Genomic DNA, 23,231 nt, shown 5'->3' on the forward strand with positions numbered 1-23,231 from the left:
CACATCCGATCCATTCTTCGCAGGAATGAAGGGGTCGGGGGATCCATGGTTCGGTCTTTCAGGGTAATCGTTGCAACCGCGCTGTTCTGCGCGCTGGCCCCGCAGGCCGCGCTGGCAAAGGAAAGCGCCTTCTCGGCCAGCTTGCCGAGCGTCGATAAGCTCGTCTCCGATTATGATAGAGACCCGGCCCGCGTCGCCGCCGCCTGCGAAGTTGTGCGCAGCACGATGCTCGCCCTGGCTCAGGACATTTTCACCAACGGCACACCCGAGCGGAAGCGCTTCCTCGCCTATGAGAACTGCCGTGACTTCGATCACCAGCCGCTCGTCCCCTCCGAAGTCAAGGTTCGTTCCTTCCAGAACTATACCAATCCCGATTTCCAGCGCGAAGTCGCCCGGCGCTATCTCTCCTCGGCCGACTATGCCCGCTGGGAGGCGAGCAAGCAGTCCGAATGGGAGACGACGCAAAGCCTGACCGACAGCGCATCGCTGTTCGGGCTGATTGCGCTAGCACCGCTGCTGTTCTTCCTGCTCATCCCACTGTTCTTCGTCTGGCGCGCGCTTCGGCCCTGGCGCTACGATCCGGAGACCGGCACGCTGCGTGTCGGCGGCCGCACCTTCACTTTCTATCGCAAGGGCGGCGTTGTCGCCCAATCGGCCGCCTCGACCTCGACCCACCATGTCGCCGGCACGCAGACCGTGGCGACCAACCAATATGGCCATAGCCATGTGGTGAGTTCGACGCCCGGCTATTCCTACACGACGCTGCACGAGACGATCCACATGCTCGACAAGTCGGGCCGCGAGCATGCGATCCGCCTGGACGACTGGAGCATCTCTGCCCGCGGGGGGCATCTGATCGGATTGATGCACGTGATCCGCAAGGGACGCACTACCGGCCCCTATATTCGCGTCTGGAACTACACGCTCGACGAAATGACCAGCGCCAGTGTCACGATCCGCAAGATGTTCGGGCTGGGTTTTCTCGGCTGGGCGGGGCTGGCCGCGGCGCTCTACACTGCGATCTTCCTGGTCAGCGCGGTCTTCGCCGCCACAAGCGCCTCCGCCGACCGCATTAACATCATGGGCAGTGGCATGTTCTTCGGCCTGCTGCTGGCAGTCGTCGTCGCCACCATTGTCCATCTGCGGGTCCGGCAAGCCCGGATCGTCCGTTTCAACCAAGAGATCAGCTCGCCGATCCGCGACGCGGCCTATGCCGATGCCCGCGCCGCTTCGGATCGCACGCTCGGCCCGATCAGCCGCGCCGACTGACCAGCAACACTTTGTTACAGTAGCGTCATTGTAGCCCGGCCTCCGGCTCCCTAGATTGCGGGAGCGGACCGGGCCCCTCTGGCGAGGGCTTTCCAAGCCCTCGTGATGTCGGACCGCATCGAGCGCGCTCGGTGCAGGTTCGGATGGTTATCCCCCATTCCCCCCACCGAGACTGAACCGGGCGCCGCTCGATCGATGCATTGGCTTCGATTGGAGTTTTGACGTGAACCCTCAATACCAGATCCCCCGCACCGGCGCCGCTGCCGCGCGCTTTGACGAGGGACTGCGCCAGCACATGCTGGGCATCTATCGCAACATGGGGATCGGTCTGGCGATCACCGGCCTCGTCGCGCTCGCCGTGGCGAGCACGCCGGCGCTGGTCGCGCTGATCTTCGGCACCCCGCTCAAATGGGTGGCCATGTTCGCGCCCCTCGCCTTCATCTTCTTCTTCCAGTTCCGCATCGAGCGGATGAGCACCGCCGGCGCCCGCACCGCCTTCTTCGCCTTTGCCGGCGTGATGGGCGTATCGATGGCCAGCATCTTCCTGGTCTTCACCGGGCAGAGCATCGCCATGGCCTTCTTCGCCGCCGCCGCGATGTTCCTGGCGCTCAGCCTGTTCGGCTATTCGACCAAGCGCGACCTGACCGGCATGGGCACCTTCCTGATGGTCGGCCTGATCGCGGTGGTGCTGGCGAGCATCGTCAACATCTTCCTCGGCTCGTCGATGCTGCAGATGCTGCTGTCGATCGTCGGCATCGTCGTGTTCGCCGGCCTCACCGCCTGGGACACGCAGCGCCTGAAGAGCGAGTACGCCTATTATGGCCGCAGCGAAGCCGCGGACAAGCTGGCGATCATGGGTGCGCTGTCGCTCTATCTGAACCTGATCAACATGTTCCAGCTGCTGCTCGGCCTGATGGGCCAGCGGGAGGAGTGACATGACCAGCTTCACCTGCCCCGTCGACGGCACCGTGCTGGTGCCCGTCGAGCGCTCGGGGATCGAGATCGACCACTGCCCGAGCTGTCGCGGCGTATGGCTCGATCGCGGCGAGCTCGACAAGATCATCGAGCGCAGCGCGGCGCCCTCGCCCGCTCCGGCACCCCAGCCGCAGCAATATCGCGAGGAGCGTCCGCGCTATCAGGAACCGAGCTACGGCCATGGCGGGAAATACCCGCACAAGCGCCGCAAGTCGTTCCTCGAGGAACTGTTCGACTGATCCCCTGACCCCTTTCCCGGCCCGCGTGCAAGGCGCAGTCACGCGGGCGGACGGGCGCGGCCTCTCTCCCCCCTCCTGCTGAAGGGCCGCGCCCCGTCCAACCCACTTCCTCTCCGCGCCGTGCGGCGGTTATGATGTGACCGCTAACAGGAGAGGAAGACCATGATCACCCGCAGGTCCGTTCTCGGATCGACCGCCGCCGCGTTCGCCGGTGCCGCGCTCCCTCTCTCCGCCGCGGCTGACGCAGCCGAATTCGTCACACGCACGGGTACCGGCCTGTTCCTGGGCGGCCGTCCCTATCGCTTCGTCGGCGCCAACATGTGGTACGCCGCCTGGCTCGGCGCCGATGCCCCCTGGGGCAATCGCGATCGCCTGCGCCGCGAGCTCGATGCGCTGGCCTCCATGGGGGTGCGCAACCTGCGCATCGCCGCCTCGGCCGAGGACTCCCCGCTCAACAACTCGGTGAAGCCCGCCTTCCGCACCCGCGGCAAGGCCTGGAACCCGGCACTGGTCGACGGCCTCGCTTTTGCGCTCGCCGAGATGGGCAAGCGGGACATGAAGGCCGTGCTCTACCTCACCAATTTCTGGGAATGGTCGGGCGGGATGATGACCTATCTCTCCTGGGTCAACGGCGGCAAATATCTCAACATGAACGATCCGGCGCACCCCTGGCCGGAATTCCCGGACATGGCTGCCGGGTTCTATGCCAGCGGCGAGGCGGTCGGCCTGTTCCACGATTATGTCCGCGCGACCGTGCAGCGCCATGCCGGCGATCCGGTGATCATGGCCTGGCAGCTCGCCAACGAGCCGCGCCCGGGCGGCAGCGCCAAGGCCGCCGAGCCGCTGCTCCCCGCCTATAATGGCTGGATCCAAGGCACCGCGAAGCTGATCAAGTCGATCTCGCCGCGCCACCTGGTCTCCACCGGCAGCGAAGGGCTCAAGGGTTCGATCGAGCGCGCCGATGTGTACAAGGCCGCGCACGCCTTTCCCGAGATCGACTATTGCACCGCGCATATCTGGCCGCTCAACTGGGGCTGGGTCGATGCGAAGGACATTGCCGGCACCAACGATGCCAGCTTCGCGCAGGTGCGCAGCTATATCGCCCGGCACACGGCACTCGCCGCCGAATTGAACAAGCCGCTGGTCATCGAGGAATTCGGCTATCCGCGCGACGGTGGCGGCTATGATCCCGAGAGCGCCACGCACTTCAAGGACAGCTTCTATCGGCTGATCTACGACGCCGTCGCCCCCGATCCCGGAATCGCCGGCTCGAACTTCTGGGCCTGGAACGGCGAAGGCCGGCCGGTACATGGCGATCATCGCTTCAAATCCGGCGACACGGCCTGGCTCGGCGACCCGCCGCATGAGCCCCAGGGCTGGTACGGCGTGTTCGACAGCGACGTCTCTACCCGCGCCGTGATCCAGGCGCACGCCCGCAAAATCATCACTCTCTAGCGCGCTAATTTAGCGTAATTTACGCGTAATTAACCGCGATATGATTGCAACCAATTGAAACGAAAGGCGTTTCAACGGTCTAAAATGCACGCATGGTGGGGATTATGCGGCCCAGGGACGAACGACATTCGGTGTTGATCCGCGGGCGCATGCGCTCGGGCGGCCCCATGGTCGACGTCTGTGTGCGCAACGTCTCGAAGAACGGCATGATGCTCCAGGCGCCCGAGGCGCCGCGCCGCGGCGACTATGTCGAGGTCCGCCTGCAGGAGGATACGATCGTCGGCCAGGTCGTCTGGTCGAGCGATCGCCGCTTCGGCATCCGCACCCGCGATCGCGTGCCGGTCTGGCGCCTGCTCGGCCGCCCCTCCCCGATCGAGCGCGGCACCGGCGGCGAGCGCCTGAACGCGACGCGTGCGGCCGCAGCACGTGCCCATAGCGAATCCCGCTATTTCGGCCGCGCTGCCGAATTCCTGATCCTCGCGCTCGCGGTCACCGCGGTGGCCGGCTTCTTCGCCTTCATGGGCTATGAAGCGCTCGCCAGCCTGACGACGCAGATCAAGACACACCTTTGATCCGCACGGGAAAGTTTCCCTAGCCCCTTCCCAAGCAACCGTCCGTTGCCCCTCGCGGCGCGCGAGCCCATTTGCCGACAATGGCAACGCTCCTCGATCCCACCGCGCGCGGGCGCGTGATTCTCGTTGGTGCCGGCCCGGGCGATCCGGGCCTGCTCACCGTCCGCGCCGTCGAGGCGCTCAAGCAGGCGGACGTGCTCGTTCATGACGGTCTCGTCGATCCCCGCGTCCTCGATCTCGCGCCCCAGGCGCACCGCATCTCGGTCGCCAAGTCGCGCTCGAAGCACACCGTGCCGCAGGACGCGATCAACGCGCTGATCGTCGCGCATGTGAAGACCGGCGCGATCGTCGTGCGCCTCAAGGGCGGTGACCCGTTCATCTTCGGCCGCGGCGGCGAGGAAGTCGAGGCCGTGCGCGCCGCCGGCCTCCCCGTCGAGGTCATCCCCGGCATCTCCGCCGCGCTGGGTGCCGCCGCCGAGGTCAACCTGCCGCTCACCCATCGCGACTGGTCGAGCGCAGTCAGCTTCGTCGCCGGCCAGTGCAAGGGCCTCAGCGAGCAGGACTGGTCCGGTCTCGCCGGCAAGGGCCGCACGCTGGTGATCTATATGGGCGTCGCCACTTGCCCCGACATCAGCGAGAAGCTGATGAACGACGGCGTCGCGCCCGACATGCCTGTCGCGGTGCTCGAGCGCGGCACGCTGGAGGGCAGCCGCGCGCTGCGCACCATCCTCGCCGATCTCGGCCCGATGGTGAGCCGCGAGAAGGTCAAGAGCCCGGCGATCATCATCGTCGGCGAAGTCGTCATGCTGGCGGACGCGCAGGACAAGCTCGGCCAATGGGCCAAGGCCGCGGAGGCGCTGGCATGAAACTCCTCACCGGCAACGATCTCGCCAGCGGCGACGTCACCTGGTGGACCGGCGAAGGCTGGTCGCGCCATGTCGAGGACGCCAGGGACGTCGGCGACCAGGGCGAAGCCATCGCCGCGGTCGAGGAAGCCGCGCGCCGCGTCAACGGCCCCTATGTGATCGACGCGACCGAAACGCCCGAGGGCCCGCGCCCCGCGCACATCAAGGACCGCATCCGCGCGCTCGGCCCCACCGTCCGCCCGGACCTGACGTTGAAGCCCGCCGACCCCAATGCGGGGAGCTGGGTGATATGAGGCGCTACCCCTCCTCCGTCATTCCCGCGCAGTCGGGAATCCATTCATCCCGCCATAGCGGCTCCTTCGAAAGTCAGCGCCAATGGATCCCCGCCTTCGCGGGGATGACGGCGGGGAAGTAAGCGCAATGTACAAATACGACGAATATGACCATTCCATCGTCGCCGCGCGCGTCGAGGAGTTCCGCGACCAGGTGAACCGCCGCCTCGCCGGCCAGATCACCGAGGACCAGTTCAAGCCGTTGCGGCTGATGAACGGCCTCTATCTCCAGCTCCACGCCTACATGCTGCGCGTCGCCGTGCCCTATGGCACGCTCGACAGCCGCCAGATGCACATGCTCGCGCACATCGCCCGCAAATATGATCGCGGCTATGGCCATTTCACCACCCGCCAGAACCTCCAGTACAACTGGATCAAGCTCGAGGACGCGCCCGATATCCTCGCCGAGCTGGCGACGGTCGAGATGCATGCCATCCAGACCAGCGGCAATTGCATCCGCAACATTTCGTCGGACCAGTTCGCCGGCGCCGCGGCCGACGAGCTGACCGATCCGCGCCCCTGGGCCGAGCTGCTGCGCCAGTGGAGCACCTTCCACCCGGAATTCAGCTATCTGCCGCGCAAGTTCAAGATCTGCGTGATCGCCGCCGAGGAAGACCGCGCGGCGATGCGCCTGCACGATATCGGCATCCAGATCGTCGAGCGCGATGGCCAGCTCGGTGCCGCGATCTATGTGGGCGGCGGCATGGGCCGCACCCCGATGATCGCCCCGCTGATCAAGGATTTCGTGCCCTTCGACGATTTCGTCAGCTATCTCGAGGCCTGCCTGCGCGTCTATAATCGCTATGGCCGCCGCGACAACATGTACAAGGCGCGGATCAAGATCCTGATCCACGAGCTCGGCGCCGACAAATACGCCGCCGAGGTCGAGGAGGAATTTGCCGCGGTCAAGGCGCTCGGCATCGATCCGCCCAAGGCCGAGTTCGATCGCATCGCCGCCTATTTCGCGCCGCCTGCCTATGATGCCGGCGCGCCCGACACGCTCGACCGCAGCGATCCCGATTTCGCCGTCTGGCTCGACCAGAACGTCTCGGCGCACAAGCAGCCGGGCTATGCGGTCGTCACGATCAGCCTCAAGCCGATCGGCGGCATCCCCGGCGACGCCACTGCCGACCAGATCGACCTGATGGCCGATCTCGGCAGGCAGTACAGCTTCGACGAGCTGCGCGTCACCCACGCGCAGAACATCGTCCTGCCGCATGTCCGCAAGGCCGATCTCTACTCGATCTGGCAGCAGCTGCAGGGCGCCGGGCTGGCCGAGGCCAATCTCGACCTGATCAGCGACATCATCGCCTGCCCGGGCCTCGACTATTGCTCGCTGGCGAACGCCCGCTCGATCCCGCTTGCGCAGAAGATCGCGACGCGCTTCTCGGACATCGGCCGCCAGCGCGAACTGGGCGAATTGAAGCTCAAGATCAGCGGCTGCATCAATGCCTGCGGGCATCACCATGCCGGTCACATCGGCATCCTCGGTGTCGATCGTAAGGGCGTCGAGAACTACCAGCTTCTGCTCGGCGGCTCGGGCGCGGAGGACGTGTCGCTCGGCACGATCACCGGCCCCGGCTTCAGCGAAGACGGCATCGTCGATGCGATCGAGAAGGCCACCAACGTCTATCTGCGCGAGCGCGCCGAAGGCGAGCGCTTCCTCGACACCTATCGCCGCCTCGGCATGGCCCCGTTCAAGGAGGCGATTTATGGGTAGCAAGAACCCGTTCGTGCTGAGCTTGTCGAAGCACGCCCAGCGATCGCAAGCCTGCCCTTCGACAGGCTCAGGGCGAACGGAGATTGGGGCATGACCAACATCCTCCGCTACCGCGACGACGAGGCGCATGAGGAGCCCGCGGTCACGCTCGACTCCTTCCTCGGCCAGTCCAACGCCACTGCCGTCCGCATCGAGAGCGGCGAGGACGCGCGCGTCCTCCTCCCGCATCTCGATCGCCTCGCGCTGGTCGAAGTGAGCTTCCCCAAGTTCCGCGACGGCCGCGGCTATTCCACCGGCCGCATCCTGCGCGAGGCGGGCTATACCGGCGAGCTGCGCGCGCAGGGCGATGTGCTGGTCGACCAGATCCCGCTGATGCGCCGCTGCGGCTTTGACAGCTTCGCGCCCGTGGCGCCGGTCGACGAGGCCGTGCTCGCCGCGTCGCTCGCCCGCTACGAATTCCACTATCAGGCAGCCGCCGATCCGGCGGTGCCGGTATGGAAACGCCGGCATGGCTGAGGCCGCGCGCAACCTCGATCGCGAGATCGATCGCATCGACGTCGCCCCGCGCTGGACGGCGGCCGACGCGATCCGCCTCAACAACCTGTTCCGCGGCACCGACACGCCGGAGATGTTGCGCGAGGTGCTGGGCAACCACATGCTCGGCGACGTCGCGCTCGTCTCGTCCTTCGGCGCCGAGAGCGCAGCGCTGCTGCATCTCGTGGCGCAGGCCGATCCGAATGTGCCTGTCATCTTCCTTGATACAGGCAAGCATTTCCCCGAGACGCTGGCCTATGTCCACGAGCTGGCGGCGTTCATCGGCCTCAAGAACCTCCAGATCGTCGCTCCCGATCCCGAGACGATCGAGAAGCGCGACGCCACCGGGCTGCGCTGGTCCTACGATCCCGACGGCTGCTGCGAGATCCGCAAGGTGATCCCGCTCGAAAAGGCGCTCGCGCCGTTCGACACCAGCATCACCGGCCGCAAGGCGTTCCAGGCCAGCACCCGCAACGCGCTGCCTCGCTTCGAGCTCGACGGCGACCGGCTGAAGTTCAACCCGCTGGCGACCTGGACCAAGGACGACATCGAGGCCTATTTCGTCGAGCATAACCTGCCCCGGCATCCGCTCGAGGCGCAGGGCTATCTTTCGATCGGCTGCGCGCCCTGCACCAGCGTGGTCAAGCCGGGCGAAGACCCCCGCTCGGGCCGCTGGCGCGGCTGGGACAAGACCGAGTGCGGCATCCACACGCCCGTGGAAGACGGCGATCCCAACCAGCCGAGCTTCTGATCCTGTTCCCCGGCAAAAGCCGGGGCCCAGGGTTTCTCTGCCGGATCGCTCGGAATCTTGAACCCCGACTTTTGCCAGGGAGCAGCTTTCAAGCCGAATTCACCGCTCGCGCATGATCCGCTCGACCCGCGCGTTCAGGTCGTCCACCGCGAAGGGCTTGGTCAGCACTTCCATGCCATGCTCGATATGGCCGTGGTTGAGCACCGCATTCTCGGCATAGCCGGTAACGAACAGCACTCTGAGCTCGGGCCGCTTCGCCCGCGCCGCATCCGCCACCTGGCGGCCGTTGAGCCCGCCGGGCAGGCCGACATCGGTGATCAGCAGGTCGATCCGCCGGGCGCCGTCGAGAATCCGCAACCCGGCCGGGCCGTCCGCCGCCTCGAGGCAGGAATAGCCCAGCTCCTCCAGCGCATCGACGATCAGCATCCGCACCGTCGGCTCGTCGTCGACCACCAGCACCACCTCGCCTTCGTGGCTGGCCGCCGGCGCATGGCCGCCCGCGTCGAGCACCGGCCTGTCCTCGTCACCCAGGTGGCGCGGCAGATAGACGCACACCATCGTCCCCTGATCGACCTCGGAATAGATCCGCACATGGCCATGGCTCTGCCGCGCGAAGCCATAGACCATCGACAGGCCCAGCCCCGTCCCCTCGCCGATCGGCTTGGTGGTGAAAAAGGGGTCGAACACCCGGTCGAGGATTTCCTTCGCGATCCCCGTGCCGGTGTCGCTCACGCAGACGGTGACATATTGGCCCGGATCGAGCCCGCGTTCGCGCGCGGTGCGGTGGTCGAGCCACTTGTTGCCCGTCTCGATCGTGATCTTGCCGCCATCGGGCATCGCATCGCGCGCGTTGATGCACAGGTTGAGGATCGCGTTCTCGAGCTGGTTGGCATCGACCAGCGTCGGCCACAGGCCCCCGGCCGCGATCGTCTCCACCTCGATCGCCGGCCCCACCGTGCGCTGGACCATCTCGACAAGATCGGTGAGCAACCGGTTGATCACCACGGCCTTGGGCGACAGCGTCTGCCGCCGCGAGAACGCCAATAGCCGATGCGTCAGCGCCGCCGCGCGCCGCGTCGCGCCCTGGCCGGCGGTCAGATATTTATCCACCTCGCGCCCGCGCCCCTGCGACAGCCGCGTGCCGATCATCTCGAACGCGCCCGATATGCCGGCGAGCAGGTTGTTGAAGTCGTGCGCGATGCCGCCGGTCAGCTGGCCGACCGCTTCCATCTTCTGTGCCTGGCGCAGCGCCTCCTCGGTGGCGCGCAGCCGCCCCTGCTCCTGCAGCCGCTCGGTCACGTCATAGGCGAACTGATAGGCGCCGATCTGCTGCCCTTCCTGGTCGTGCAGCGGGCTGAAATGCACTTCGTAGAAATGCTCGTCCTCGCTCTCCGCGCCGGTACGGACGATCTCGGTGAAGCTGTCGCCCTCCAGCGCGCGCCGCCACAGCGCGTCGACCTCGGCGCGCAGCACCGCCGGCTCGACCACCAGATCGGCCATCCGGTCGCCCACCTTGGGCAGCACGCCGAACACCTTCTCGAATTCGCGCGCGGCGGCGCCGTTGATCGCCATCCAGCGGCGATCCATGTCGACCACCTGGATGAACGCGGCGGTCGCCTCCACCACATCGGCGAGCACGCGGCGCTCCGCCAGCGTCCGCGCCACGCGCGCTTCCAGATTGTGGTTGAGATCGCGCAGCTCCTTTTCGGCAACGCGCCGCGCCGTCACGTCCTCGAACAGCACCGCCACCTGCTTGCGGCTCGGCGGTTCGATGCGGAAGGCGGAGAGCGAGAGATAGCGTCCGGTCGCCTCCAGCTCGCGCTCGAAGCGGATCGGCTCGCCGGTGCGCAGCACGCCACCATAGCGCGCCACCCAGTCGTCCGCTTCCTCCGCCACCATCTCGCGCACCTTCTGCCCCACCACATTGGGGATGCCGGCATGGCGGGCATAGGCGGCATTGGCCTCGACATGGATATAGTCGCTCAGCGGCCCGTGCGGCCCATCGAAGAACTCGATGACGCAGAAGCCCTCGTCCATCGAATCGAACAGCGTCTGGTAGCGCAAGTCGGCCTCGTCGCGGCGGCGCAGCTCGCGGCGCAGCTCGAGCTGGCTCATCACCTGGCGGGCCAGCACTTCCAGCGTCTGCCGCTGGAGCGCGCTCAGCTCGCGCGGCCGGGTATCGAGCACGCACAGCGATCCGATCGCCTGCCCCGCCGCGGTTTCCAGCAGCGCCCCGGCATAGAAGCGGATATGCTGTTCGCCGGTCACCAGCGGATTGTCGGCGAAGCGCGGGTCGGCGGTCGCGTCGGGCACCAGCAGGAACGCGCCGCTCTCGATCGCGCGGGCGCAGAAGGAAATGTCGCGCGGGGTGCCGTCCGCGCCCAGCCCGGTCTCTGCCTTGAAGAACTGGCGATCCGCGCCGACGAAGCTGATCAGACCGATCGGCGCCTCGCAGATATCGGCGGCGAGCCGCGCGATCTCGTCGAACGCGGCTTCGCGCGGGGTATCGAAGATCTCATAGGCCGCGAGCGCTTCGAGCCGCTGCTGCTCGCGCCCGTCCGGCGTGGTGTCTGTCATCTAGCCCCGGGGACCCGCTTCTTTCGTCACGCCGCTCTTGGCGGCGCTGCACGCTAGACGCTTGAATGGAGCATTTTGTTTCGGTGCGCGACCGAAACTATCAATACCCGCCCGGCGCCAGGTCGCTGAACTTGGTGAACTGGCGATCGAAGCGCAGGTCGACGGTGCCGGTGGCGCCGTGGCGCTGCTTGGCGATGATCACGCTCGCCTTGTTCGCCACCTGCAGCTGGTGGTCCTGCCAGGCCTGGTACTTGGCGATCTCGTCGGGCGTCGAATTGCCATCGATCGCCTTGGGCGCCTTGAAGTCGTGATAATATTCGTCGCGATAGACGAACAGCACGATATCGGCGTCCTGCTCGATCGAGCCCGATTCACGAAGGTCGGAGAGCTGCGGCCTTTTGTCCTCGCGGCTTTCCACCGCGCGGCTCAGCTGGGACAGCGCCAGCACCGGCACGTGCAGCTCCTTGGCCAGCGTCTTCAGGCCGCGGCTGATCTCCGAGATTTCCTGCACGCGGCCGTCGCCCGCGCTCTTGGCCGATCCGGTGAGCAGCTGGAGATAGTCCACCACCACCATGCCGATCTTGTACTGGCGCTTCAGCCGCCGCGCGCGGGTGCGCAGCGCCGCGATGGTCAGGCCGGGCGTATCGTCGATATAGAGCGGCAACCGCTCGAGATCGCCCGCCGCCCGTGCGAACTTCATGAATTCGGGGCCCGAGATGTTGCCGGTGCGCAGCTTCTCCGAAGACACTTCGGACTGTTCGGACAGGATACGTAGCGCGAGCTGGTCGGCCGACATTTCGAGGCTGAAGAACGCCACCGGCGCGCCGATCGACTTGTCCTCCGGAATCCCGGCCTCCATGTCGTCGAGGTACCGTTTCGCCGCGTTGAACGCCATGTTGGTCGCGAGCGAGGTCTTGCCCATGCCCGGGCGGCCGGCGAGGATCAGAAGGTCGGAGCGGTTGAGGCCGCCGGTCATCGCGTTGAAGTCGGTCAGGCCCGAGGTGATGCCCGAGACGCTGCCGCCCGAATTCATCGCCCGCTCGGTATGGCGCACCGCGACGGTGGCCGCGCGGGTGAAGCTCTTGGCGCCGGTATCTTCGCCACCCTTTTCCGCGACTTCGTAAAGCCTTAGCTCGGCCTGTTCGATCTGCTTGGCAGGATTGATCTCTTCGCTGGTGTCGAGCGCGTTGTCGACCAGCGTGCGCCCCACCGTCACCAGCGCGCGCAGCATGGCCAGGTCATAGACCTGGTCGGCGAACGCCCGCGCGCCGATCAGGCTCGCCGGATTGCCGGTCAGCTGCGCCAGATAGGCCGGGCCGCCCAGCTCCTTCATCGCCGGGTCCGCCTGGAACAGCGGCTTGAGCGTCACCGGGGTCGCGAGCCGGTTGTCCCCCACCAGCGTGGCGATCGCGTCATAGATCCGCCCGTGCAGCGGCTCGAAGAAATGCTCGGGGCGCAGCTTCTGCAGCACGTCCTCCGCCACGCGATTGTCGATCATCATCGCGCCGAGCAGCGCTGCCTCCGCCTCGACATTCGCAGGCAGGGTCACGCCCTCGGGGGAATCGGGAATCGGCAGGGGGATCGGTTGGGCCATGACTGCTTCTGTTACGCGCTCGCCCGGCGTCATCAACGCCGGTTATACGCTGGATGCTTGTGGATAACGGGCATGACCGACTAGACGCCGATTCATGGCCGATCCGCGGATCATAGACGTAACCCTGGACGAGCGCACTATCCTTTGGCGCTCGGCCGATATCGAGCAGGAGCGCCGGATCGCGATCTTCGACCTGCTCGAGGACAATCGCTTCGCCCCGCAGCGGCCCCAGGCAGACGGCTATGCCGGCCCCTACAAGCTCCATCTCGCCGTGCAGGAAGGCCGGCTGGCGCTCGAAATCCGCCGCGCCGACGATTCCCATCAGGAGACGCTGGTGCTCGGTCTGGCCGCCTTTCGCCGCCCGATCCGCGATTACTTCGCGATCTGCGACAGCTATTATGCCGCGATTCGCAACGCCACGCCCGCCCAGATCGAAACCGTCGACATGGCACGGCGCGGCATCCACAACGACGCGGCGTCGCTGCTCAAGGAACGGCTGGAAGGCAAGATCGACGTGGACTTCGACACTGCCCGCCGCCTGTTCACGCTGATCTGCGTGCTCCACATCAAGGGTTAGGGGATGCATCTTCGCGTCCTTGCGCGCCGGCTGCGCTTCGTCGTGCCGGGGCTGATCCTCCTGGCGCTGCTCGCCTGGTGCGCCTGGCTGTTCGCCTCGCGCTGGCGGCCCGATCCGGGCGACTTCCCCGTGCAGGGCGTCGACGTGTCCGAAGAGACCGGCCCGATCGAATGGTGGACCGCGAAGAAGGCCGGGATCGACTTCGCCTATATCCGCGCCACCAGCGGCGCCCAGGCGCGCGACCTGCGCTTCCCCGAAAATTGGCGTTGGACCTTCGAGGCGGGCATCCGCCGCGGGGCGCTCCATGTCTATTCGCTCTGCCAGCTCGCCGCCGACCAGTCGGGCAATTTCATGAGCACGGTTCCGCGTTCGGACGATCAGCTTCCGCCGGCGGTGGAGATCGATTTCCAGCCCGATTGCCCTGCCCGGCCCGAGCGCCAGGTGGTGATCACCGAGCTCACTCGCTTCCTCCACGATGTCGAGACGCATATCGGCAAGCCGGCGATCCTGATGGTGTCGAGCCGGGTCGAGGACCAGTATCGGCTCAGCGACGCCTTTCCGCGGCTGCTCTGGGCACGTCAGGCCTTCTTCCCCCCCTCGTATTTCGCGCGGCCATGGTCGATATGGCAGGCTACGCGCCACCGCCGGATCGAGGGGGTGGGCCAACCGGTCAATTGGGACGTGATGGCTAAATGAGCGAGATAGATCCGAAGGCCTTGATCGAAGCTGCTCGAAAGGCAGCGGAAAATGCCTATGCGCCCTATTCGAATTTCGCGGTCGGCGCGGCGGTGCTGCTAACAAACGGGACCATAGTGTCCGGAGCGAACTTCGAAAACGCCAGCTACGGCCTGTCGCTCTGCGCCGAAACCGTGGCGCTGGCGAAGACCAGCAGCGAGGGCCGGCTCAAGGACGTCGTCGCGATCGGCGTGATCGGCGGGCGGATGGGTCATGAAGACACCGCCCCGGTCAGCCCCTGCGGCCGCTGCCGCCAGATCATCAACGAAGCCGCCCAGCTCTCGGGCCGAGACCTGCCCGTCTATTGCGGCGGCACGACCGGCGACACGATCGCGGAATACACGCTGAGCGAACTCCTCCCCGCGGCGTTCGGCCCGCGCGACCTGGGAATGGCCTGAACCGGCCGAGGCCTCCCCGGCACCTTTTCCCCGGCGAAAGCCGGGGCCCAGCTGCAATGCCGTTCGAGGGGTTCCCGCGCTCACGATAGTGCGCCGAAACTGGGCCCCGGCTTTCGCCGGGGAACAGTAACCAGCCAACACCCCAGGGGGCATAGCGCGCCCTCTCGCCCCCACCTTCACGCGAACGGCCCGCTAAGGCGCCTCAACAAATTCACTCACCAGCCAGCCAATATTGACCCCAAACCCGGCCCGTGGGACTAACCTTCGCAACGATAAGTGTCTGGAGAGGTCCTATGTCCCTGCCCCCGCTCCCCAGCTTCCGCCTCGACGGCAAGCATGTGCTGGTCACCGGCGCGGGCCGTGGCATCGGCGCGCATGGCGCGGCCCTTTTCGCCCAGGCCGGCGCCGCCGTAACCCTCTGCGCCCGCACGGAAAGCGAAGTCGAGGCCCTGGCCGCCGAGCTGCGCGGGGCCGGCTTCCAGGCCGACGCCTTCGCCCTCGACGTCACCGACACCGCGGCAGTCCGCCGCGAGATCACCGCGCGCGGCCCCTTCGACATCCTGCTCAACAACGCCGGCGCCAACCGCATCCGCGCGATCACCGAGGTGACGGAGGAGGATTACGACGCCGTCCTGAACCTCAACCTCAAGGCCGCGCTGTTCGTCGCCCAGGCGGTGGCCCAGGGCCTGCTCGCCGCCGGCAAGCCAGGCTCGATCATCAACCTCTCCTCGCAGATGGGCCATTTCGGCGGCGCCGGACGCTCGCTCTACAGCGCTTCCAAGTTCGGGCTCGAGGGGCTGACCAAATGCATGGCGATCGACCTCGCCCCGCACGGCATCCGCGTCAACACGCTCTGCCCCACCTTCATCGACACTGCGCTCACGCGCCCGATCCTCGACATGCCGGGCACGCGCGAGCATGTGCTCAGCCGCATCAAGCTCGGCCGGCTCGGGCAGATGGACGAGCTCAGCGGCGCGCTGCTGCTTCTCGCCTCGGACGCCTCGACATTGATGACCGGCAGCGCGCTGATGGTCGATGGCGGCTGGACCGCGGGCTAGCCCAGATCTCTGACCGTTCCCCCGGCGAAAATCACCGCCCGCCCAGATACTTCGCCGGCTGCGCGCCGGTCCCCACCACGATCCGCTGCAGCACGACATTGTCGTCGATCCGCCAGACCTTCAGCACATGGCCGCCGGCTGCGACGCCCGGGAAGCGCACCTCCAGCACGCGGGCATTGTCCTCCACCGCCTTTTCCCAGTCGCGCTTGGGCCTGGTGTCAGCGGCATTGGGCGCCGGGGTGAGCAGATCGGTCAGCACCTGGACCGGCCCATCGTCGATCGAGACGCCGATCCGCAGCGTGCCGTCCGCGCCCGTGCCCAGCGTCGGCACCAGGATCAGCTGCACCGGCAGCTCGCCCGACCGGGCGGCCTTCACCGCATATTCGAGCCGCACACCGTCCGCGGGGCTTGTCGCCGCCAGCCCCTGCGGCAGCGCCAGCACTGCTCCCTCGGTTCGCCCGAGATGCGGGATCACGCGCCAGGCCAGCCCCTTGCCGCCGATCGCCCGGGCAAAGTCGCCCGCCTCGATCACGGTCGCGCCGTCCGCCGGCGCCGGCAGTTCGACGACCGAGCGGCGCGGCCCGGTCACCCGCTTCACCTCGGGCATCACCTGCTTCTCGGGCTGCTGCCAGTTGGTGTAGCCGATATGGGTCTGGAGCATCATCCCGTCCCATTTGCCGCCGGCGATCGCATGATAGCGGTCGCTCAGTTCCTGGTCGCGCGCGAACAGCGCTTCGGCCCGGTCGGCAAGGCCATTGGCGCGGCTGTCGTTGGTCGCTGCGAGCCGCCGGTTCCAGGCAACCGCGTAATAGAGCCGGTAGAGGTTCGCCATCGCCGCGACCGGATGCTCGACGAGCTGGAAATAGGCGTCCTGCCCCTCGGCCGGCACCTCCACCTTCGCCTTCAGCATCGCCGCTTCCAGCGCATCCCATTCGGCCACCATCGCGCCGAACTCGCCACCATCGCGCGCCGGATCGCTGCCGCGTCCCAGCGCGAAGCTGCCCGCGTCGATCAGCTCGGGTTTCCGCCGCGCGGCTAGCTGGGAATAGCGCGTCAGCAACGCCCCGATCGCCTTGCCCTGCACCGGCCCGAACTGCGCGGAGGCCCATGCATCCGGATAGGCCGCCAGCGCTTCCGGCGTCATCGCCTCGGGGTTCCAGGCCTGCTGCATGAAGAAGCTCAGCGGATACTCCATCGGCTTCAGATCGCCGACATTGACGATCCACAGCGCCCGCGCCCCGCGCTGCCAGGCCAGGTCCATCTGTTGCCAGCTCTTCTCGATCTGGTTGGTGTTCAGCCACTTGTAGTTGCGCGGCCCACCGACATAGTCGAAGTGATAATAGACGCCGTAGCCGCCCTTGCGCGGCGCCGCACCGGCATCGGGAAGCCGGCGCACCTGGCCCCAATTGTCGTCGGCGAACAGCAGGATCACGTCGTCGGGCACCTGCATGCCGTGGTCGTAATAGTCCTGCACTTCCTTGTAGAGCGCCCAGACCTGCGGCTGCTGCTCCGCCGGCCTGCGGGTCACCTCGGCAATGATCTTGCGCTGGTCGGCGACGATGCCTTCGAGCAGCCTGGTCGCGGTGCCCTCGGCCATCGGCTCGTCGCCATCGCCGCGCATGCCCACGGTGATCAGGCTCTCATAGCCCTTGCCGTCGCCCTTCGACATCATCCGCTCGATCCCGCCGCGCCAGAAGGCGCGCAGGTTCGCGGCGTTGCTCGTATAGTCCCATTTGCCGCCGGTCACGCCGCCGGCGGTGTTCCGGTGCCACTCGTCCTGCGCCCGGGTCATCGGCTCGTGGTGGGACGTGCCCATGACCACGCCCATCTCGTCGGCGAGGATCTTGTTCTGCGGATCATCGTCGTTGAACGCGCGCGGCGCCCACATCGCCGGCCACAGGTAATTGCCCTTCAGCCGCAGCTCGAGCTCGAAGATGTGCGCATAGGCCCTGGCATTGGCCCCGCCGAACTTCTTCTGCGCCCAGGTGGAAAAGGCCGGCGCCTCGTCATTGATGAAGAAGCCGCGATAGCGCACCCTGGGCTGGTCGCGCCGCGATCCGGCGGTGAGCCAGACATTGGCGCGCCTGGCCACCGGCACATCGGCGAACCAGTGCCAGGGCGAAACGCCGATCTTCTCGGACAGGTCATAGGCGCCATAGACCGCGCCGCGCCGGTCCGATCCGACGATCACCAGCGCGCGGGCCACGCCGGGCGCCGGATTGTCGACCACGACCTGGCGGAACGCCTCCCATTCGCCGGCGATGTCCTGCGGCTTGATCTTGCCCGCGCGCACCAGCGCGTCGATCGCCGGGCTGCGGCCCAGCGTGCCGATCAGCACCACCGGCCCCTTCGCGCCCGCCAGCGTGGCGATGCGCGCCGCCTTGGCACCGCTCACCCGCTCGAGATCGCCGGCAAATCCGTCGGCAGCGTGGCGAACCGCGGGATCGGCGCCGGGATCGACCAGCACCGCCGCCGGCCTGCCACCCGCGATCAGCGCGAAGCTCGCCTTGCCGGCCTCGCCGCAGACCGTCACCGCGCCTTCGCAGGCCAGCGCCGGTGCAGAAACCGTCGCTGCCGCCAGAGCAGCCACCACCAACCCGCGCATCGCCCTCTCCTGCTTATTTGTCTGTGTTATGCGCACATCCCCAGTTTCCCGCAAGCGCGCGCGACAAGCGGCTTGCCCCGCCGCGCGCTTCCGGCAAAACCGGGGCATGATCCTTTCAGACCGCTGGATTCGCGAACAGGCCCTTTCGACCGGCATGATCGAGCCCTTTGTCGAGGCGCAGCGCCGCGAGGGCTGCATCAGCTACGGCCTGTCGTCCTATGGCTATGACGCGCGCGTGGCCGACGAGTTCAAGATCTTCACCAATGTCGATTCGGCCGTGGTCGATCCCAAGGATTTCGCCGCGAACAGCTTCGTCGATCGCAAGACCGATGTGTGCATCATCCCGCCCAACAGCTTCGCGCTGGCCCGCACCGTCGAATATTTCCGCATCCCGCGCGACACTTTGGTGATCTGCCTCGGCAAGTCGACCTATGCGCGCTGCGGGATCATCGTGAACGTGACCCCGCTCGAGCCCGAATGGGAAGGCCATGTCACGCTCGAATTCTCGAACACGACGCCGCTGCCCGCCAAGATCTATGCGAACGAGGGCGCCTGCCAGTTCCTGTTCCTCAAGGGCGATCAGCCCTGCGAGACCAGCTATGCCGATCGCGCGGGCAAATATATGGGCCAGCGCGGCGTGACGCTGCCGCGGCTCTAGGCTTCGGCGCGGGCCCTTCCCGCTTCAGCTCGATGAAAATGGAAAAGGCGCCGGCATGCAACCGGCGCCATTTTCGTTGCCGGTCTCGCTCAGCGCGAGGTCAGCTGGAGCGCGTTGACGCGCTGGAGGCCCTGATTGGCGATCGCATGCGACATCGAGACGCGATTCGCCGCGACGTCCATCTCGACGTCCTTCTGCGACAGCACCTGGCGATAGAGGATGCGCGCGTCGGCGCTGCGGCCGGTCGAGGCGTAGATGGCGGCAAGGTTGAGCAGCAGCTCGGGCGCGCTCGGATTGCTGCGCAGCTCGGCGGTCAGCTGGCGCTCCGCCTGGCCAAGGTCGCCGCGGACGATCGCGGCGCTGGCGAGATCCCCGTTGTCAGACTGGGCCTGCGCCGGAAGTGCGGCGAGCGCGAACGGGGCGGCGGCAAGGACAATGAGCGCGGTGCGCATAACTCCTGCTCCTTCTGTTACGCCACGGAGACAGTTCCATGACTCTTTGAAGACAGTAATGTTACACTTCGATGACTCATGCACAAGCGGAGATATGTTACAGTCGCCCGCCCCGAGACGCCAAAAAGAAAGGCGGCCCCGAAGGACCGCCTTTCCTTGTTTCCGGATCCAGGCCCCGAAGGGCGGCGGATCAGAAATCGTTACGATACTGCTCGTTGCCGACGAAGCCGAGCTTGTTCACGTTCGCGCGCTTGATGATTGCGAGAACGCGGTCGACGACTTCGTAGCGTGCCTGCGGGTCGGGCTGGAAGTGCAGCTCCGGCTCGGGCGACATCTGCAGCGTCTGATCCAGGTACTGGCGAAGCGTCACATCGTCGATCGGCGCGCTGTTCCAGAAGATCTGGCCCTGCGGGTCGATATAGACCTTGTTCTTCTCCGGCTCGACGATGTTCTGCGGCTGGTTGTTCGACTGAGGAAGGTCGACCTTAACCGCATGCGTCTGGATCGGGATGGTGATGATGAACATGATGAGGAGAACGAGCATGACGTCGATCAACGGCGTCGTGTTCATTTCCATCATCGGCTCGCCATTGTCGCTACCACCGCTCATTGCCATTTACGTGACTCCTTCAAACGGTGCGCGTTACATGCGGGCTTGGTTCGAACCCGGCTCGGGTTCGGAGATGAAGCCCACCTTGACGAAGCCCGCCATCTGCATGGCGAAGATCGTGCCGCCGATGCAGCGGTAAGGCGTGTTCACGTCGCCACGGATGTGCACTTCCGGAAGCTCGAGGCCGGCGGCATTCAGGCCACCCTGCCTCTCGATTTCCTTACGAAGCTTCTCGACTGCGCGATCGACCAGTTCCTTGCTGGTCACCGGGGTCATGCCCCAGAAAACCTTGCACTGGCCGTCTTCGGCCGTGACCGAGAGCGACACGTTCTCGGGCTTGGTGGTCGTCGGCTCGAACTGCACCTTCGGCAGCTCCAGCTTGACCGTCTGAATCACCACGGGAACGGCGATGAGGAAGATGATCAGGAGCACCAGCATCACGTCGACGAGCGGCGTGGTGTTGATGTCCGACATCGGGGCGTCGTCGCCGCCACCGCCTGTGCTAATCGCCATTGGGCGTTTTCCTATCCTTATGCGCTCACCGGAAACCCGGTGAGCCACGACCGCACGGAGCCAGGCCCCGTGCGGCCAGGTCTCTCAATTACGCGCGCGGCGCAGTCGTCGCGGCCGGAGCGGCCTTGGGAGCGGCACCCTTCTTGACGGTCGGACGGACGCGGCCGTCCGAAGCCAGGTAGCCGAGAACGTCGTTCGAGAACGCGTTCAGGCTCTCCGCGATCGCCTTGTTGCGGCGCTGCAGGAAGTTGTAGGCGAGCACCGCCGGAACGGCGACGACCAGACCGAGAGCGGTCATGATGAGCGCTTCACCGACCGGGCCGGCGACGGCGTCGATCGAGGCCTGACCGGCAGCGCCGATCTTGATGAGCGCGCGGTAGATGCCGATAACCGTACCGAACAGACCGATGAACGGCGCGGTCGCACCGACGGTCGCGAGGAACGCCAGGCCGCCACCGAGGGCCGAGTTGATCGTGCCTTCCGAGCGCGACAGCGAGCCGTGCAGCCAGTCATGCGCTTCGACCGGATCGGTCAGTTCCTTGTACTGCTCCTGGGCAGTGATGCCGTCGTCGACGATCTGCCGATAGGCCGAGTTCTTCTCGAGCTTCGCGGCGCCTTCGCGCAGGCTGTTGGCGGTCCAGAACGAGCTGCGGACGCGCTTCGCCTGGTTGATGATCTTCTGCTGCTCGAACAGCTTGGTGAAGAAGATGTAGAGCGAAACGAAGAGCATGAGCACCAGGATGGCGAACACGGTCTGCGAGATCAGGCCGCCTTCCTTGAGCGCCGGGATGAGGCCGTACGGGTTTTCGCCCTTGGGCGCCGCGGCGGCGAGAATGGTCGTGAGCATTGCGGTTCTTTCCTCTAACTAAATAGCGCTTTTATCGACAGATACCGGCGCGCTCCGCGGGAGCGCGCCAGCCAAACACACGGCCTAGGACGGAATCTTCCAGGTGAAGCTGCCGTTATAGGGAGCCGGGATCTTGTTGCCGTCAGCATCCTCGGCCGGATTGAACCGGGCGCGGCGCTTGAGCAGCGAGCAAGCCGTGCTGTCGAGTACGGAAGTACCGCTCGAACCGGTCACGGTGCAGTTGGTCACCTTGCCCGACGCGTCGACGTCGAGACGGAAGCGGACGGTACCGGCCTGCTCGGCACGAAGCGCAGAGGCAGGATAGTCGTCGTCGGTGACCCAGCTCTGCGGCGAGCCGCGCGGGCTGAGCTTCTTGGCGATCTTCGGCGGTGCCGGCGGCTGCGGAGGCGCAACCGGCGCGGGAGGCGTCGGCGGCTGCATCGGCGGCGGCGGCAGTTGGATGTTCGGCGTCGTAGCGATCTGCGGCGACGGCGTGGGGACCTGGACCTGCGCAGGCGGCACCGCGATCTGAGTCGGCGGCGGCGGCACGGGCGTGTCAGGCGGCGGCGGCGGCGGCGGAATTTCTTCCGGCGGGGGCGGCGGCTCCTCCACGTCGAACGTGTTCAGTTTCTCAGCCTGCTTCTTGATATATTGATATGCAAGGCCGGTGACGAAGGCATATCCCATGCCAGCCACGATCACCGCAACCAAGATGATCGCGACGACACGACTGCCACTTACATTCCGGTCAGCGTAAGCCATTCGGCAACGTCACTCCTCTAATCCTGACATGCAGCCTTGTGGCGACCGGATACGCGACCCGTGCACAAGTCTGCCCGCCGTGCGCTATGTGCGTCCTGTCGGCAGCGGGCGAGTCTCTATCGCGCGTGCCGGGAGGACGCAAACCCTTTGTCGGACAAACGGGGCGTACGGTCTGCCGATGACAGAATTATTTCTATATAGGCTGGCCACAATCGGCTAATCCGAACGGCATGAACCGGACCTTCCCCGCCATATTTTGTTGCGCGATTGCGCTGACCGCATCCTTAGGTGCAGCCGCTAAACCCCAGCAAACGCAGGCACAAACTGCCGCTGTTTTACCGAGCTATGCCACCCTTGCGCGGCAAGTGACGAGCGCGCCGCTCATCATCGATGCCCGGATCCGCAAGGCCGATCGCCTGCGCCCCGAAGAATCGCCCGGCCTGGCCGCCGGCATGGCCCGTTTTCTTGTCGAAGCCGATGTTTCCGCCCTGATTCGGGGCACCCAGGCGATGGCGTCGCGCATCACCTACACCGCCGATGTGCCGCTCAACGCGAAGGGCAAGCCGCCCAAGCTCAACAAGCAGCGCGTGCTGCTCTTCGCCCGCCCGGTTCCGGGTCGCCCGGCGATGGTGCAGCTCACCGGATTGCAGAGCCAGATGAGCTGGCTGCCTGAGCTGGACGCCCAGGTGCGCGCGATCACCCGCGATGCGCTCGCCTCCAACGCGCCGCCCGCGATCACTGGTGTCGGCAACGCCTTCCACGTCCCCGGATCGCTGCCCGGCGAAGGTGAAACCCAGGTCTTCCTGCAGACCGCGAGCGGTTCGCCCGTCTCGCTCCAGATCCTGCGCCGCCCGGGCGAGACGACGCGCTGGAGTGTCTCATTGGGAGACATTGTCGACGAATCGGCCGGCGCGCCGCGCGCAAATACGTTCCTGTGGTACCGGCTGGCCTGCGGCCTGCCGCGCAGCCTGCCTGCCGAAGCGGTCGAGTCGGACGATGCGGCGAACGCGGCCAAGGCACGCGAGGACTATCAGTTCGTCCTGCGCTCGCTGGGAAGCTGCGCCTAAAGAAACCGTCACCCCGGCGAAAGCCGGGGTCTCAGGCGGCAAGAGCACGCCTGCGGCACGAGATC

Annotated in this window: 24 protein-coding genes; 16 read left to right on the plus strand and 8 right to left on the minus strand. The window is 66.4% G+C overall.

Annotated features, from left to right (window positions below; translation table 11 throughout):
• The first annotated feature begins 45 nt into the window (after window positions 1-45).
• The 10 genes from P6144_RS05500 (at window position 46) to P6144_RS05545 (ending at window position 8,713) form a co-directional block, all read left to right on the plus strand.
• Window positions 46-1,269: a hypothetical protein gene (locus tag P6144_RS05500; RefSeq protein WP_277766696.1), complete on the plus strand. Its 1,224-nt coding sequence runs from the start codon at window positions 46-48 to the stop codon at window positions 1,267-1,269.
• 223 nt (window positions 1,270-1,492) lie between these two features.
• The gene (locus P6144_RS05505) at window positions 1,493-2,203 is read left to right on the plus strand and encodes a Bax inhibitor-1/YccA family protein (RefSeq protein ID WP_277766697.1); all 711 of its coding nucleotides are present in this window, start codon (window positions 1,493-1,495) and stop codon (window positions 2,201-2,203) included.
• 1 nt (window position 2,204) lies between these two features.
• Complete coding sequence (locus P6144_RS05510) at window positions 2,205-2,483, plus strand: zf-TFIIB domain-containing protein (RefSeq protein WP_277766698.1); 279 nt, start codon at window positions 2,205-2,207, stop codon at window positions 2,481-2,483.
• A 162-nt stretch (window positions 2,484-2,645) separates the two neighbouring features.
• Window positions 2,646-3,938, plus strand: coding sequence for a cellulase family glycosylhydrolase (locus P6144_RS05515; RefSeq protein ID WP_277766699.1), 1,293 nt, complete (start codon window positions 2,646-2,648; stop codon window positions 3,936-3,938).
• 104 nt (window positions 3,939-4,042) lie between these two features.
• Window positions 4,043-4,510 (plus strand): PilZ domain-containing protein, encoded by a 468-nt coding sequence (locus tag P6144_RS05520; protein WP_277766786.1) that lies wholly within the window; start codon window positions 4,043-4,045, stop codon window positions 4,508-4,510.
• Window positions 4,511-4,590: 80 nt separating this feature from the next.
• A complete protein-coding gene (gene cobA, locus P6144_RS05525) occupies window positions 4,591-5,376 on the plus strand; it encodes a uroporphyrinogen-III C-methyltransferase (RefSeq protein ID WP_277766700.1) in 786 nt (261 codons plus the stop codon).
• Window positions 5,373-5,669: a DUF2849 domain-containing protein gene (locus tag P6144_RS05530; RefSeq protein ID WP_277766701.1), complete on the plus strand. Its 297-nt coding sequence runs from the start codon at window positions 5,373-5,375 to the stop codon at window positions 5,667-5,669. The genes cobA and P6144_RS05530 overlap by 4 nt, the downstream gene beginning before the upstream one ends.
• Before the next feature lie 127 nt (window positions 5,670-5,796).
• Window positions 5,797-7,428, plus strand: coding sequence for a nitrite/sulfite reductase (locus tag P6144_RS05535; RefSeq protein WP_277766702.1), 1,632 nt, complete (start codon window positions 5,797-5,799; stop codon window positions 7,426-7,428).
• A 90-nt stretch (window positions 7,429-7,518) separates the two neighbouring features.
• Window positions 7,519-7,944, plus strand: coding sequence for a DUF934 domain-containing protein (locus P6144_RS05540; protein ID WP_277766703.1), 426 nt, complete (start codon window positions 7,519-7,521; stop codon window positions 7,942-7,944).
• Window positions 7,937-8,713, plus strand: a complete 777-nt coding sequence (locus P6144_RS05545; RefSeq protein WP_277766704.1) for a phosphoadenylyl-sulfate reductase — start codon at window positions 7,937-7,939, stop codon at window positions 8,711-8,713. The genes P6144_RS05540 and P6144_RS05545 overlap by 8 nt, the downstream gene beginning before the upstream one ends.
• 99 nt (window positions 8,714-8,812) lie before the next feature.
• Here the strand turns inward: P6144_RS05545 and P6144_RS05550 are convergent, their stop codons facing one another.
• Window positions 8,813-11,290 (minus strand): PAS domain-containing protein, encoded by a 2,478-nt coding sequence (locus P6144_RS05550; RefSeq protein ID WP_277766705.1) that lies wholly within the window; start codon window positions 11,288-11,290, stop codon window positions 8,813-8,815.
• 100 nt (window positions 11,291-11,390) lie between these two features.
• Window positions 11,391-12,884: a replicative DNA helicase gene (locus P6144_RS05555; protein ID WP_277766706.1), complete on the minus strand. Its 1,494-nt coding sequence runs from the start codon at window positions 12,882-12,884 to the stop codon at window positions 11,391-11,393.
• A gap of 94 nt (window positions 12,885-12,978) precedes the next feature.
• Between P6144_RS05555 and P6144_RS05560 the strand changes: the two genes are divergently transcribed.
• From P6144_RS05560 to P6144_RS05575, 4 genes are all read left to right on the plus strand, one after another.
• Window positions 12,979-13,461 carry a UPF0262 family protein gene (locus P6144_RS05560; protein ID WP_277766707.1) on the plus strand — a complete coding sequence of 161 codons (483 nt, stop codon included), beginning with the start codon at window positions 12,979-12,981 and terminating at the stop codon, window positions 13,459-13,461.
• 3 nt (window positions 13,462-13,464) lie between these two features.
• Window positions 13,465-14,157 (plus strand): GH25 family lysozyme, encoded by a 693-nt coding sequence (locus P6144_RS05565; protein ID WP_277766708.1) that lies wholly within the window; start codon window positions 13,465-13,467, stop codon window positions 14,155-14,157.
• Window positions 14,154-14,594: a cytidine deaminase gene (locus tag P6144_RS05570; protein WP_277766709.1), complete on the plus strand. Its 441-nt coding sequence runs from the start codon at window positions 14,154-14,156 to the stop codon at window positions 14,592-14,594. The genes P6144_RS05565 and P6144_RS05570 overlap by 4 nt, the downstream gene beginning before the upstream one ends.
• Window positions 14,595-14,887: 293 nt before the next feature.
• On the plus strand, window positions 14,888-15,652 hold the full coding sequence (locus P6144_RS05575) for an SDR family NAD(P)-dependent oxidoreductase (protein ID WP_277766710.1): 765 nt from the start codon (window positions 14,888-14,890) through the stop codon (window positions 15,650-15,652).
• A 31-nt stretch (window positions 15,653-15,683) separates the two neighbouring features.
• On the opposite strand, the gene P6144_RS05580 is transcribed toward P6144_RS05575, so the two are convergent.
• Window positions 15,684-18,257, minus strand: a complete 2,574-nt coding sequence (locus tag P6144_RS05580; protein ID WP_277766711.1) for a glycosyl hydrolase 115 family protein — start codon at window positions 18,255-18,257, stop codon at window positions 15,684-15,686.
• 106 nt (window positions 18,258-18,363) lie between these two features.
• On the opposite strand from P6144_RS05580, the gene dcd reads away from it, so the two are divergent.
• The gene (dcd, locus tag P6144_RS05585) at window positions 18,364-18,915 is read left to right on the plus strand and encodes a dCTP deaminase (RefSeq protein WP_086129970.1); all 552 of its coding nucleotides are present in this window, start codon (window positions 18,364-18,366) and stop codon (window positions 18,913-18,915) included.
• An 89-nt stretch (window positions 18,916-19,004) separates the two neighbouring features.
• On the opposite strand, the gene P6144_RS05590 is transcribed toward dcd, so the two are convergent.
• From P6144_RS05590 to P6144_RS05610, 5 genes are all read right to left on the minus strand, one after another.
• Window positions 19,005-19,367, minus strand: coding sequence for a tetratricopeptide repeat protein (locus P6144_RS05590; RefSeq protein ID WP_277766712.1), 363 nt, complete (start codon window positions 19,365-19,367; stop codon window positions 19,005-19,007).
• A 190-nt stretch (window positions 19,368-19,557) separates the two neighbouring features.
• On the minus strand, window positions 19,558-19,983 hold the full coding sequence (locus tag P6144_RS05595; protein ID WP_277766713.1) for a biopolymer transporter ExbD: 426 nt from the start codon (window positions 19,981-19,983) through the stop codon (window positions 19,558-19,560).
• Between the two features lie 27 nt (window positions 19,984-20,010).
• Window positions 20,011-20,490 (minus strand): biopolymer transporter ExbD, encoded by a 480-nt coding sequence (locus P6144_RS05600; protein WP_277766714.1) that lies wholly within the window; start codon window positions 20,488-20,490, stop codon window positions 20,011-20,013.
• A gap of 88 nt (window positions 20,491-20,578) precedes the next feature.
• Window positions 20,579-21,337, minus strand: coding sequence for a MotA/TolQ/ExbB proton channel family protein (locus P6144_RS05605; protein WP_277766715.1), 759 nt, complete (start codon window positions 21,335-21,337; stop codon window positions 20,579-20,581).
• 84 nt (window positions 21,338-21,421) lie between these two features.
• Window positions 21,422-22,099 (minus strand): energy transducer TonB, encoded by a 678-nt coding sequence (locus tag P6144_RS05610; RefSeq protein ID WP_277766716.1) that lies wholly within the window; start codon window positions 22,097-22,099, stop codon window positions 21,422-21,424.
• A 230-nt stretch (window positions 22,100-22,329) separates the two neighbouring features.
• On the opposite strand from P6144_RS05610, the gene P6144_RS05615 reads away from it, so the two are divergent.
• Window positions 22,330-23,166, plus strand: a complete 837-nt coding sequence (locus P6144_RS05615) for a hypothetical protein (RefSeq protein WP_277766717.1) — start codon at window positions 22,330-22,332, stop codon at window positions 23,164-23,166.
• Window positions 23,167-23,231 lie beyond the last annotated feature (65 nt).

This window comes from Sphingomonas sp. HITSZ_GF, assembly GCF_029543155.1.
Classification (GTDB): Bacteria; Pseudomonadota; Alphaproteobacteria; order Sphingomonadales; family Sphingomonadaceae; genus Sphingomonas.